The following is a 13,456-nucleotide window of genomic DNA, read 5'->3' on the forward strand; positions in this document are numbered from 1 at the left end:
GTTTTCATTTATTTTACCGGCAAGGGATTGTTCATCTACGAGAAGTTCTAAGATCTAGCAAGCGAGGAGTTCTTTAGCTATGTTTTATATGCACATGAACGCGATGGTCGCGATGAGTGGCATGATTGCCGTTCTGATGCTCACCCGCAAGTGGGCGGATAATAAGCGCATTTTGATGATCATATTCAGTCTGTGCTTCCTCCTGTTGTTTAGTAAGAAGCTGGTGATTTTCTATGCGGCTTTTACGATTATTAATTATTTCGGGTTTGTTTATCTGTGTCGGACGACGATCTGGCGGAAAGCGACCTTTATTTTCGGAATCGCCGCGAATATCGTKGGTGTCTTTCTCGGTGTTCGTTTTTTCGTTATGGGTGTTTTCAGCTCTCCATTGTTCGACGCCATCATTTATTTAGGACTCATTTACAACGTTCTTAAAGTCATTGATTCGTACTATTTCGCTTATTTCTTTGGAAAAGAAGGCGAAGTGCCGGCCATTGATTACGCCAACTATCTGTTGTTCATTCCGACTTTTACCTCCGGACCTATTCTGAAATTCCGCGATTTCATGGCTGATAGCAAGAAGCCTTACACGGTAGATGCCAAGCTGTTTGAAGACAGCATTAAGCGTATTATTTTAGGTTTGTTTAAGAAAATCGTGGTCGTCACCTGGATGACTGGGGTATTCGATAGCGTGTTGAAGCATGAGCTTCATACTTGGGAATCTTTGTTCCTGCTGATTTGGTTCTATGCGCTCATTTACTTCGATTTCTCCGGCTATTCCGATATGGCGATTGGCTTTGGCCGATTAATGGGGTATACGATGCCAGAGAACTTCAAAAAGCCACTCTTCTCGCCTTCCATGACCCAGTTTTGGCGGAATTGGCATGCGACGCTGGGCGATTTTTTCCGGGATCACATCTTCATGTTCTTCTCGCGTAAAACACCCTCTACGGCGCTCACAGCTAGCCTATCCATCCTGATCATGGTGCTAATGGGCTTATGGCATGGCTTTACATGGTTGTACTTCCTCTACGGGCTGTACCATGGCATCATTATTGCAATTGAGAATATTTTCAAACTTACAACCGTGAATAAGAAAAAGGTGTCTAAAGCATACTTCTACTTCCGCTGTTTGGTGACGCAGACGCTCGTGACGTTCTCCGTGATCATCTATAGTTCGAATTACGATACAGTGCTTCGGATCTATAAAGGCTTGCTTCATTTTACTGGATGATAGTGGTATAATTTGATGGGATTGTTTTATCAATTATGGAGGTGTAATCGAATGAAGTTAGGCGTTTTTATGGTTCTTTTCGGTGGAAAACCTTTCGAGGAAGCTTTGGATTATATTGCTGCGAAAGGCTTGGACGCTGTTGAGATTGGTACAGGGGGCTACCCAGGTACTGCACACTGCAACCCAGCTGAATTACTTGCTGATGCAGGGAAACTGAAAGCTTTCAAACAAGCGGTTGAGTCCCGCGGCTTGACGATTAGCGCACTTAGCGCTCACGGTAACCCTCTTCACCCGCAAAAACACATCGCGAAAGAGTTTCACGATGCTATTATACAAACGATTGAATTGGCTGAGCGCCTTGAAGTACCTGTTGTTAACACGTTCTCTGGTTGCCCTGGTGACCATGAGGATGCCAAATACCCGAACTGGCCGGTAGCGCCATGGCCGAACGATTTCCAAGAGATCTTGGACTGGCAGTGGACGAACAAAGTCATTCCTTACTGGACAGAAACAGGTAAATTCGCAGCAGATCGTAATATCAAAATCGGATTAGAGCTGCATGGCGGATTCTCCGTACATACGCCAGCTACGCTTCTTCGCCTTCGCGAAGCTGCAGGTGAGGCAATTGGTGCTAACTTGGATCCAAGTCACATGTGGTGGCAAGGGATTGATCCAGTTCAAGCGGTACAAATCCTTGGACGCGCTAACGCGATTCACCATTTCCATGCGAAAGATACGTCCCATGACTATAACAACACGAACCGTTTTGGTGTGACGGACATGCAGTCCTACACAAACATGCTGGATCGTGCTTGGCAGTTCCGTTCCGTTGGTTTCGGTCACGATATGAAAGTATGGGCAGACATTATCAGTGCATTGCGTCTGGTTGGCTATGACTATGTCGTTAGTATCGAACACGAAGACGGCTTGATGTCCGTTGACGAGGGATTCTCCAAAGCCGTATCGAACCTGCAACAAGTACTCATCAAGGAACCCCTTGGTGAAATGTGGTGGGTGTAGTTTAATAGATTGTACACAAAAAGCCCACAGGCTAGAGATCTTCCGATCTAGAGTCCTGCGGGCTTTTGTTTACTTGTATGTACTACCAGCCTTTGATCATGATGACATCCATGAAAAGAAATACGAGTAGAGATACAGTTCCAAATCCAAGTGCGAACAGATTTCTTCTTGGGTTGATCAATTGACGGATAACGGCAATTGCAATCACCACTGTGAAGATCAAAACATAGATATCAAAGCTTGTATACGTACTAGTTGATGCTTCAGCTGCTTCTGCTAATAACATGGTGAAACCTCCTTATAGTAACTCGGTGCAAGGCACACGTCCTGCTATTTTAATACTATGTTAGCTCGATTGGACACGAGATGCAAGTAGTTGCATCGATGTGTAACAAGTTTGTCACCTTTTGTTTGGGATTAGGCCTATTTGGCTAGCCCATGCAGGCAGATTTCTTTATTATCCCTTGTACGTATAAAATGTCCATCTGTGCAACTATTTATTACTCTCCGTAAGAACAACAAAAGCCCATACGTAGAAACCGTACGGGTCTTGTTCATTGGAACTTTAGACTATGCTTACACGGCTAGCGCATCTCGGTGATCTTCATCTTCCGGAATTTCGGTCAATTCGGCGTAAGATAGCTCTTTCTCTTGCCATGCTAGAAATCGGAATGGATCAATCCCTAATGCAGATACAATTTCCTGTAGCTCTAACGTCGGTTTCATCATTTGCCTCCATTACATGGAATAGATTAGAACTGCTATATCTCTCAATCATCAAGTCAATGGTTAAGGGAGAGGGAGATGTTCACTGTTACTTACTATTATTATAGGCCTACTTCTATGACTATTGATAGAGGGTTAAATTGTCGAAGCCTGTATCATTCAATTAAGTCTTCGCAAACTTTTAGGTATTTTCGTCACTTGCGCAAATAAAAAGCTCGGAATTGGCAAATGAAACACCCAATTCCAAGCTTAAATGTTCGCCTTCTAGCTAACGGATCCTTCTAGGACCTCCATCCGCTTCGCATAGTCTTCTGAACGCACGCGATCCCGTTCAAGGATCGGCTTCAAATATTGGCCGGTATACGACCCGGCCACCTTCACGACATCCTCTGGCGTACCCGCCGCCACGATCAAGCCCCCGCGGTTACCACCTTCGGGTCCTAGATCGATGAGGTGGTCCGCCGTCTTGATGACATCGAGGTTATGCTCGATGACCAGTACCGTTTCACCGCTCTCCACGAGGCGGTGAAGGACCTTCAGGAGACGATCGATATCATGGATGTGAAGCCCCGTCGTGGGCTCATCCAGAATATAGATCGTCTTGCCAGTGCTGCGGCGATACAGCTCCGCCGCGAGCTTCACACGCTGGGCTTCGCCGCCTGACAGCGTGGTTGCTGGCTGGCCGAKGGTCATATAGCCCAGGCCGACATCAAGAAGGGTATTCAGCTTACGATGAATACGCGGCAAGTTCTTAAAGAACTCGCAACCGTCCTCAATCGTCATCTCTAACACTTCAGAAATGCTCTTGCCTTTGTACTTCACTTCCATCGTCTCGCGATTGTAGCGTTTGCCTTTACAAATTTCGCAAGGCACGTAAACGTCCGGCAAGAAATGCATCTCGATCTTGATGATGCCATCCCCACGACAAGCTTCACAACGGCCGCCCTTCACGTTAAAGCTAAAGCGTCCCTTCTTATATCCACGCACCTTCGCTTCGCTCGTATTCGCATAAACATCACGGATATCATCGAATACACCTGTGTACGTTGCAGGGTTGGAGCGCGGTGTGCGCCCAATTGGCGACTGATCAATATCGATAACTTTATCAATATGCTCTAATCCGACAATTTCTTTATGTTCACCAGGTCGGACTTTCGCCCCATTCAAATCACGGGATAATGTCTTAAACAAAATTTCGTTGATTAACGTACTCTTGCCTGACCCGGATACACCAGTCACGCAAGTAAATACCCCTAAAGGAACCTTAGCCGACACGTTTCGCAAGTTATTTTCTTTGGCGCCTTTCACTTCGATCCATTTGCCATTCGGCTTACGTCGAACCGCAGGAATCGGAATGAACCGCTTGCCGCTCAAATACTGACCTGTTAAGGAGTTCTCATCCTGCATCAGCTCGGTTGGTGTACCTTGGGCAATAACCTGTCCACCATGAATACCAGCCCCTGGACCAATATCAATGATATAATCGGCCGCCATCATCGTGTCTTCATCATGCTCGACAACGATCAATGTGTTGCCCAGATCGCGCATATGCTCAAGCGTTTGAATCAATCGCGTGTTATCCCGTTGATGCAAACCGATACTAGGCTCATCCAGGATGTACAAGACGCCCATGAGGCTCGAACCGATTTGCGTAGCCAAGCGAATCCGTTGCGCCTCTCCACCTGATAATGTGCCTGCGGCGCGATGCATCGTCAAATAATCAAGACCCACGTTCACCAGGAAGCCTAGACGAGCTCTAATTTCTTTCAAGATCAAATTCGAAATCGTCAGCTCGCGCTCATTCAGTTGCAGACCCTTAAACCATTCTTCCGCTTCTCCAATAGAAAGGGAAGTTGCGTGCGAGATATTCTTACCGTTAATCGTTACGGCAAGTGTTTCAGGCTTCAAACGGTGCCCTTTACATTTCGGACAAGGCTTCGTACTCATGTAGGTCTGAATATGCTCGCGGATGCCTTCAGAGAAGGTATCTTTGAACCTGCGTTCCAAGTTGCGAATGATGCCTTCGAATGGAACCAGCGCTTCTTTGGATGCACCCATATCATTCTCATATCGGAAACGGATTTTCTCGCCACCCGTCCCATACAAGATCACTTTCATTTGATCGCTGCTTATCTCAGAAACAGGAACATTGCGTGGGATCTTGTAATGCTCACACACAGCGGCAAGAAACTGCGGATAGTAGTTAGAGGTACTGCCCGCCCAAGCTTCAAATGCCCCCTCTTCAATCGTCAACTTCATATCAGGAACAAGCAGATCCGGATCGACGATCATCTGACTGCCTAAGCCATCACAATCTGGACAAGCACCGAAAGGACTATTAAAAGAAAACATTCTCGGCGCAAGCTCCTCGACACTGAATCCACACTCTGGACAGGCCAAGTTCTGGCTGAATAACAGCTCTTCTTTCTCCATAACATCGACAATGACACGACCATTCGCCAACTTAAGCGCAGTTTCCAAGGAATCTGCTAGACGTGTCTGTACATCATCTTTGACCACGATACGGTCAACGACCACATCAATGGTGTGTTTTTTATTTTTGTCGAGCTCAATTTTCTCAGAAAGGTCTACCGTTTCCCCGTTTACGCGAACCCGTACAAATCCTTGCTTCTGAACATCCACGAATAGCTTCGTATGCTCGCCTTTACGTCCAGAAATAAGGGGTGCTAGAATTTGAATCTTCGTGCGCTCTGGGTACTCCATAATCCGGTCAACCATTTGTTCCACGGTTTGCGAAGTAATCTCGATACCATGGGTAGGACAGTGCGGCCGCCCAATACGAGCAAACAACAGCCTTAAATAGTCGTAAATCTCCGTTACGGTTCCAACCGTGGAACGTGGATTACGGCTTGTCGTCTTTTGGTCAATGGATATAGCTGGTGACAACCCTTCAATTGAATCGACATCTGGTTTATCCATATTCCCAAGAAATTGACGCGCATAGGCAGACAATGACTCTACATAACGCCGCTGCCCTTCTGCATAAATCGTATCAAAGGCCAGCGATGATTTCCCCGATCCACTTAAGCCCGTGAGTACGACGAACTTGTCACGTGGAATGGTGACATCAATATTTTTAAGATTGTGAGCTCTAGCTCCTTTAATAACGATCTGATCTCTAGACACAGATACCCTTCCTCTCCTATGTGAAACTGAAACCCTACTTAGGCGTCAGCTTTCATTTCCATAATCGCGTCACGCAGCTGTGCTGCACGTTCGAACTGTAGGTTCTTCGCCGCCTCTTTCATTTCCACTTCTAGGCGCTCAATGAGGGATGCTCGATCTTTCTTCGACATCTTAGCACCCTTCACATCAGCCAGATAGTCGGATTTCTGTTCGGCAACCTTGGTTGCTTCGATCACATCGCGGATTTTCTTGGCAATCGTCTGTGGTGTGATGCCCAATCGCTCATTGTTTGCTTCCTGTAGGGCGCGGCGTCGATTCGTCTCCGAGATCGCTTTCTCCATGGAATCGGTGATCTTATCCCCGTACATGATGACTCGACCATCTGAGTTCCGAGCTGCACGACCGATCGTTTGAATCAACGAACGCTCCGAACGCAGGAAACCTTCCTTATCTGCATCTAGAATAGCGACCAGTGAAACCTCTGGCAAATCGAGACCCTCTCTGAGGAGGTTGATCCCGATTAGCACATGGAAAGTCCCCAAGCGCAAGTCCCGCAAAATCTGCATACGTTCAAACGTCTTAATATCCGAGTGCAAATAACGCACTTTAATACCAATTTCTTTAAAATAATCCGTTAAATCCTCCGACATCTTCTTCGTTAAGGTGGTCACAAGTACGCGCTCGTCTTTACGAACTCGGTCTTGGATCTCGGCGATCAGATCATCAATTTGACCTTTGGTTGGTCGAACCTCAATAATCGGATCCAACAATCCTGTTGGACGAATAATTTGTTGAATCATCGTAGGGCAATGTTCTAGCTCATAAGGGCCTGGCGTTGCTGATATATATAAAATCTGACTGACTTTCTCTTCGAATTCCTCGAAACGCAGCGGACGGTTATCCAATGCGGAAGGCAGCCTGAAGCCGTGATCAACTAATACATCTTTCCGTGCTTTATCCCCATTAAACATCGCGCGAATTTGCGGCAACGTTACGTGGGATTCATCTACCATGAATAGCATGTCGTCTGGGAAATAATCCATTAACGTATACGGGGTTGCCCCTCGCTCACGGAATGTTAGTGGCCCCGAGTAATTCTCGATGCCTGAGCAGAAGCCCATCTCTTCCATCATTTCCATGTCATAGCGCGTACGCTGCTCCAATCGCTGTGCTTCCAGCAGCTTGCCTTGCTCCCTCAACTCAGCTAAACGATCCTCGAGCTCTTGACCAATGTTCACGAGCGCGCGCTTCATCGTATCCTCGCCTGTCACAAAGTGAGATGCCGGGAAAATCGCGATATGATCGCGTTGACCAATGATTTCACCAGTAAGAACATTGATCTCCGTAATCCGCTCAATCTCATCGCCAAACAGCTCAACACGAACTGCATGCTCACTGTGCGAAGCTGGGAAAATCTCCACAACATCTCCACGCACACGGAACGTGCCGCGAACAAAGTTCATATCATTACGTTGATACTGGATATCCACTAGACGATGCAGGATTTCAGTCCGCGATTTCTCCATCCCTACTCGTAACGATAACAGTAAATTACCGTACTCTATTGGTGACCCCAAGCCGTAAATACACGACACGCTGGCAACAACAATGACGTCACGGCGTTCGAACAAGGAACTTGTCGCCGAGTGACGAAGTTTATCGATTTCTTCATTGATGCTGGAATCTTTCTCGATGTAAGTGTCGGAGGAGGCAATGTAGGCTTCGGGCTGGTAGTAGTCATAGTAACTAACGAAGTAGGAAACAGCATTATGAGGAAAAAACTCTTTGAATTCACTGCACAGTTGTGCGGCTAAGGTTTTATTGTGGGCAATAATCAAGGTTGGTCGGTTTAGTTTCGCTATTACTTGTGCAGCTGTGAACGTTTTACCTGTTCCCGTTGCACCGAGCAGCGTCTGATGCTTGTTGCCGGCTTGTATGCTCTGGACGATCTCCTCAATCGCTTGAGGCTGGTCCCCTTGCGGCAGAAAATCGGATACAAGCTCAAATTTCTTAGAGCTCATGACAAGTTCACTCATCCATTATCACCCTCATTGTCGAAATAAATCGAACTTTTATCCTATAAACTTTCCCATTCGACATTCCGATATAGAAGTCTATGGAACTTTTTCGTACATATATGAAGGATTGCTATATCTATCCAACATAAGAATGTTTGTTCTCGTTTTTTCATTATACTATTTTTGAATCATGGATGCAAACAGCTTTATCTATTTTAGCCTTATGTAAGGCGGTTTTCCTGAGTTTTGGACCCTATTCTTTTTATGATAATTAGGAGTGGTACAGTCATGGATTTGACAACAGTATTAGGATTACTATTAGGACTTGCAGGTTTAATCGGCGGGTACATGTGGGATGGCGGTCATATCAATTCATTGATCATCCCAAGTGCGATGCTCATCGTTTTCGGCGGAACCTTCGGTGCTGTCGCCGTTAGTTTCCCTGGCTCTATTTTAGCCAAAATTCCTAAAGCACTCGGCATTGCCTTTATGCAAGTCAAACGAGATCCTGCAGCAACCATTAACGAAATTGTCGATATGGCCTCTGTCGCTCGTCGCGAAGGCGTACTTGCCTTAGAACAGCGCGCCCAGGAGCACGAAAACCCGTTCCTGAAGGACGGATTGCTCATGGTCGTAGACGGAACCGATCCCGAACTTACCAGACAAATTCTTGAGCTGGAAATGGACGCCATCGAACATCAGGTTAATAATATGTCGAAGGTATTCGAAGCTGGAGGCGGATATGCACCAACGATGGGGATTATCGGTACGGTTATGGGACTTATCCACGTTCTCGGTAATCTAGAAGATCCCTCTTCCCTTGGCCCAGCGATTGCCGTCGCATTCACAGCTACTCTCTATGGTGTTATGAGCGCCAACTTAGTTTATTTGCCCATCGCTAACAAAATCAAAGTCCGCGGTAAAGAAATGGTTAATGAAATGGAACTCATGTTAGAAGGCATCCTTGCCCTGCAAGCTGGGGAAAACCCGCAATTGATTAAGAAAAAACTGAACTCCTTCCTCCATGATAAATCGAAAAAAGCCGTAGAGGAGGATGACGTTAATGGCGAGGCGCAGTAAGAAGCAAGAAGAGCATGTTAATCATGAAAGATGGCTCATTACTTACGCCGACTTAATTACGCTGTTGCTCGTATTTTTCATTATTATGTATGCGATGAGTAAAGTGGATGTTCAAAAGTATGCCGTTTTGGCGCAAGCCTTAAACCTACAATTCCAAAAAGCTGACTCTATCTTAGATAAAAACCATGGTATCAGCGGCTCGATGACCCCTAAGCAAGGGGACGCAGACAGCAAAGATAAGGATTTAACACATCAGAATCAGGATGATCAGAAAGAAGAGCATGACAAGACAAAGACGGAAGACAGCGAGAAAGAAAAGCGCGAGAAAGAGCTTCAAGATCTTCTGAAACAAGTACAAGCCTATATTAAGGATCAAAATTTAGAGGCGCAAGTGTCCGCAAGTGATACGGAACGCGGTGTGGCGATCACGCTCAATGACTTATTCTTATTCGATTTGGGAAAAGCTGATCTGAAGGCGCCATCCTTCCCGATTCTGCAAAAACTGGCTTCGCTCTTTCCAACTTTGAAGAGTAAAGTTAGCATCGAAGGACATACGGACGATTTGCCCCTTGCACCAGGCTCTCCCTATAAGGATAACTGGGGACTATCGTTTGCCCGTTCCCTTTCTGTTCTGCGCTATTTCAGCGATACGGCTAATTTGGATGATCACAAATTCATCGCCACCGCCTATGCGGATACGATGCCCCAGGTGGCCAATTCCAGCGATGCAAATCGCAGCAAAAATCGCCGCGTGGAGATCATTGTCTTGCGAAACGATATTGCACCAACGACACCAGTTAAATAATTCGTCCGGACGCATAGAAGCCCTATTTCCACGTTTGTGGAGGTAGGGCTTTGTTGTTGTGGTGGGTTGGGGTTGTTTGTTTTTCATGCATTGTTTTGTTCGTGCTTTGTTTCCCGCATTGGCATGTTCACGTCACTGTAGCTGTGCCGCTGATAGTAACTGTAAAAACTCCAGTTATTTCGGCCATTTGTCCCTCCAAATTCAAAATAACTGGAAAACACGTAGTTAATTCTCCCCAATCCGCTCCATCTGAGCTAAAAGGGGAAATTTAACTGTAGTAAATCCATCTATAGTCCGAACTGCGCCAAAACAAGCCGATTTAACTGGATAAAATCCAGCTATTCACCTAACAACCGCTGATGCGTAAGCGTAGTAGGACGAATATGAATACAAAAAAGAGCCATCCTCACCCGTAGATTTCACTACGCGGAGGACAACTCTTCTACAATGACTTCGTCGTGTCATTCGGCAATAAACCCGTTAATTTGCTTCGCAGATAACTAAACAAGTGCATCGGACGCTGCTCCAAGAAGTACAGCACATCTTGATCCGGTGCCAGTAGTATGCCCAGTTGATGATGATCACCGGCAAAAATCCCCCGCTTCAGGAAGCGAACCTCCCCTTGGTCATTCAGGACTTCCAGTCGGCAGAAAGCGGAGTTGAGGCTCATGGCCGCATGCAGATCCGTCTTTGTCTTAATTTTGTATCCATTGACTTTGTGGATGATCTCCCCGACGCYAATTCCTAAGTCCTGAGCCGGACTGTTCGGAACAACGGATAGCACCATAAGCCCGCGCTCTGAGTGGATGTAGAAGGGCGTCTGCTTCGCTTCTACCCACTGGTTGTAGAGAAGCAGCCCTTCATGCAGGGCTATGCTAAGGATCGCGACAAGCAGCACCAATGGCGTCCAGTAGTGGGCAGCAATGGCTGTGCCTAGCAGAACGAGCCCGTACACATAGAGCAGCTTAGCGCTGAAGCGTGCCTGTCTCTTCGGCAGCTTCGAAATCGTCAACTCCGTGAAGCCAATCATGGCCGGGAATGCGAGCATCGTCCAGCCTGCGCCTATGTTAGGGCCGAACAACGTTGGCCACGGCAAGCCCAGTTCACTACCTCCAGCCATCGGCACTAGGAGAAACAGCGGGACTGGCCAAAAGCCCTGCAGCTGCTGTGCGCCAATCATTTGCCCGCGCTTCCCTTCCAGGAACAAAGGAGTCGCCATTCGTGCACCTTGGAAACCAACGAGCACTCCCTCCAAGAGATGAAGTACGCCTACTATGACCAGCAGCGATGGGATATCTGCGCTTGCAATGGTCTCGAGAAACGTGTAAGACTCACGTACACTCTCTGCATTAGGAAACCAAGAGAAGAACACTTGGGCAATTCCTAGAACCCCTACTGCATAAGCTAAGCATAGGAATCGAATGCGGAATATCATCAGTACGACGGTGATGATCCAGAGCACGATCACCACATTCAGTTGGATGTTTACTCCGACGAAAAGGAGCAGAACGGAGGCTCCTAGCCCGCCTAACCAGCCCCATAGCACCACGCGCCACGTTTCATTCAACAAGGAATGAAGCCGCGTGTGAAACAGCTTGCGTTCTAATTGGATTTGCTTCCTGTAATGTAACACGATAAAAACAATACCTATATAGTAGAAAGGATTCGTAAACAACTGCCCCACAGCCAGCAGCATTCTGTCCAATAGTTGAAACCACACATCCATACGAATCTAGGCTCCTTGAAAAAGAAATAGGAAGGCTGCCTAAGCAACCTTCCTACTCTATTTCGACTGTGAAAGCTTATTTCCTGCCCGCCCCGCACAATTTCCATTAACTAACGGTTATTATTTCCCAAGCTGCTTCTGAATTTGAAAGACAGCTGCTTTCAATTGCGAGTCATTCTTCGGATCACGAATTTGCGCTAAAATCGCTTTTTCGATTTTGGCCGCTGTATCCGTATCAACTTCGCCGGTCACCGGCAAATCATTGGTCCGTTGGAACGCTTTAACCGCGAGAGCCGTTTTGTCGTTGAAATAGCCATCTGTTCGCTCAGGATTGAAACCAATACCAGCAAGCATCAACTGCAAATTCTTCACATCATCGCTGTTGTTGTCTAGTTTCAACACCTCTTTCTTCGAAAGCGGTGCTGCTTTGAAATAAGCTGGTTGCTCGATCGGGATATCCGGCGTAATGCCTTTTTTGTGAATCCAGTTGCCATTTGGTGTTAGCCATTTGTAGACTGTCATCTTAATGTTGCTGCCATCGCCCATTTCCTTCTCGAACGTCACTTGAACCGTTCCTTTACCGTAGGACGTTTCACCAACAATCTTACTGCCTACTGCTTCTTGGAATGCGCCTGCAAGGATCTCCGATGCGCTGGCGCTTCCTTTATTAATCAACACGGTAACTGGATAATTCTTACCTTTACCTGTAGAAGGTGTTGGCTCACGTTTGCCGTCCCGATTCTCCACTTGGAGAATGGAAGCCCCACTCTTCACGAATGGATTCACGATATCGACAACGACATTCAGTAGGCCGCCTGGATCATTACGAACATCGATGACAAGTCCCTTCATCCCTTTAGCCTCTAAGTTTTTCAACTCTTCAGCAAAACGAACGGCTGTGTTCGAGGAGAACTGACGAATCTCAATCTTGCCAATCTGATCCTGCATCATTTCACCGTAGACCGTTTCAACGTCAATATTGTCTCGAACCACGATGACTTGAACCGGATCTCCTGTTCCTTGACGGAGTAAATCCAGCTTAGCTTGCGTGCCCTTCGGTCCGCGGATTTTCATGACGGCTTGATTCAAGGTAAGCCCGTCCAATTTGTCGCCATTCACAGAAAGGACAACATCTTTGGATTGAATGCCCGCTTTCTCGGCAGGTGAACCTTTAATCGGTGAAACAATGACGAATTTACCATCCTCTAGCGATACCTCAGCCCCGATGCCTTGGAAAGAGGACGTAATGCTCTCATCAAATTGTTTGGCTTCCTTCTGATCCATATAAACGGAAAAAGGATCCTCTAATGATTCCAACATCCCATTAATAGCTCCGTTAACTAATTGATCATGATCAGGCTGTTTCAAATATTTGCTTTCAATTAGCTGAAACGTTGTTGCGATCTTGCTTAAATCCTTATTCGAAAGACCAGACGAAGCAGATACAGAGGTAGCTGAACCTCCTGTTGATTGCTCCTTCTGTCCCCAAGTAAAGGAGGGATCTACAATCGTTAATGTGACAATACTGCTTGCAAACATAGCTAATAGAACAAATACAATGACCGTGCGACCTTTGAATTGCAAAACCGATTCACCGCCTTTTTCCTAAAACCGAATTTGAGTTGGCCTGTTATAGTATATGACAAGCCCCTCCATATTTATGAAAAAACCTCCATCGAAGTCATTCAAGGATGAGCGAC

At 46.5% G+C, this 13,456-nt stretch carries 10 protein-coding genes; 4 read left to right on the forward strand and 6 right to left on the reverse strand.

Annotation, left to right across the window (positions count from 1 at the left end; all coding sequences use genetic code 11):
* The first annotated feature begins 79 nt into the window (after positions 1-79).
* On the forward strand, positions 80-1,234 hold the full coding sequence (locus AC1DLM_RS09555; protein ID WP_171633213.1) for an MBOAT family O-acyltransferase: 1,155 nt from the start codon (positions 80-82) through the stop codon (positions 1,232-1,234).
* Positions 1,235-1,285: 51 nt separating this feature from the next.
* Positions 1,286-2,254: a sugar phosphate isomerase/epimerase family protein gene (locus AC1DLM_RS09560; RefSeq protein ID WP_441990844.1), complete on the forward strand. Its 969-nt coding sequence runs from the start codon at positions 1,286-1,288 to the stop codon at positions 2,252-2,254.
* An 82-nt stretch (positions 2,255-2,336) separates the two neighbouring features.
* Here AC1DLM_RS09560 and AC1DLM_RS09565 read toward each other — a convergent pair whose 3' ends face one another.
* From AC1DLM_RS09565 to uvrB, 4 genes are all read right to left on the reverse strand, one after another.
* Positions 2,337-2,540: a hypothetical protein gene (locus AC1DLM_RS09565; protein WP_056611440.1), complete on the reverse strand. Its 204-nt coding sequence runs from the start codon at positions 2,538-2,540 to the stop codon at positions 2,337-2,339.
* Between the two features lie 290 nt (positions 2,541-2,830).
* Positions 2,831-2,983, reverse strand: a complete 153-nt coding sequence (locus tag AC1DLM_RS09570; protein ID WP_441990845.1) for a hypothetical protein — start codon at positions 2,981-2,983, stop codon at positions 2,831-2,833.
* Positions 2,984-3,244: 261 nt separating this feature from the next.
* Positions 3,245-6,127 carry an excinuclease ABC subunit UvrA gene (gene uvrA / locus AC1DLM_RS09575; RefSeq protein WP_477569841.1) on the reverse strand — a complete coding sequence of 961 codons (2,883 nt, stop codon included), beginning with the start codon at positions 6,125-6,127 and terminating at the stop codon, positions 3,245-3,247.
* 38 nt (positions 6,128-6,165) lie between these two features.
* Positions 6,166-8,163 carry an excinuclease ABC subunit UvrB gene (uvrB, locus tag AC1DLM_RS09580; protein WP_441990847.1) on the reverse strand — a complete coding sequence of 666 codons (1,998 nt, stop codon included), beginning with the start codon at positions 8,161-8,163 and terminating at the stop codon, positions 6,166-6,168.
* A gap of 270 nt (positions 8,164-8,433) precedes the next feature.
* On the opposite strand from uvrB, the gene AC1DLM_RS09585 reads away from it, so the two are divergent.
* Together AC1DLM_RS09585 and AC1DLM_RS09590 are read left to right on the forward strand one after the other, a co-directional pair.
* Positions 8,434-9,225: a flagellar motor protein gene (locus AC1DLM_RS09585; protein WP_441990848.1), complete on the forward strand. Its 792-nt coding sequence runs from the start codon at positions 8,434-8,436 to the stop codon at positions 9,223-9,225.
* On the forward strand, positions 9,209-10,030 hold the full coding sequence (locus tag AC1DLM_RS09590; protein WP_441990849.1) for a flagellar motor protein MotB: 822 nt from the start codon (positions 9,209-9,211) through the stop codon (positions 10,028-10,030). The genes AC1DLM_RS09585 and AC1DLM_RS09590 overlap by 17 nt, the downstream gene beginning before the upstream one ends.
* Before the next feature lie 442 nt (positions 10,031-10,472).
* Here AC1DLM_RS09590 and AC1DLM_RS09595 read toward each other — a convergent pair whose 3' ends face one another.
* Positions 10,473-11,756 (reverse strand): PDZ domain-containing protein, encoded by a 1,284-nt coding sequence (locus tag AC1DLM_RS09595; RefSeq protein ID WP_477569842.1) that lies wholly within the window; start codon positions 11,754-11,756, stop codon positions 10,473-10,475.
* Positions 11,757-11,876: 120 nt separating this feature from the next.
* The gene (locus AC1DLM_RS09600; RefSeq protein WP_441990851.1) at positions 11,877-13,340 is read right to left on the reverse strand and encodes a S41 family peptidase; all 1,464 of its coding nucleotides are present in this window, start codon (positions 13,338-13,340) and stop codon (positions 11,877-11,879) included.
* Positions 13,341-13,456 lie beyond the last annotated feature (116 nt).

This window comes from Paenibacillus sp. 01T442 (genome assembly GCF_056398345.1).

Coding starts and splice junctions, on each gene's coding strand:
- AC1DLM_RS09560 (WP_441990844.1), top strand. CDS start 1,286: ATGAAGTTAGGCGTTTTTATGGTTCTTTTCGGTGGAAAACCTTTCGAG.
- AC1DLM_RS09565 (WP_056611440.1), bottom strand. CDS start 2,540: ATGTTATTAGCAGAAGCAGCTGAAGCATCAACTAGTACGTATACAAGC.
- AC1DLM_RS09570 (WP_441990845.1), bottom strand. CDS start 2,983: ATGATGAAACCGACGTTAGAGCTACAGGAAATTGTATCTGCATTAGGG.
- uvrB (WP_441990847.1), bottom strand. CDS start 8,163: ATGAGTGAACTTGTCATGAGCTCTAAGAAATTTGAGCTTGTATCCGAT.
- AC1DLM_RS09585 (WP_441990848.1), top strand. CDS start 8,434: ATGGATTTGACAACAGTATTAGGATTACTATTAGGACTTGCAGGTTTA.
- AC1DLM_RS09590 (WP_441990849.1), top strand. CDS start 9,209: ATGGCGAGGCGCAGTAAGAAGCAAGAAGAGCATGTTAATCATGAAAGA.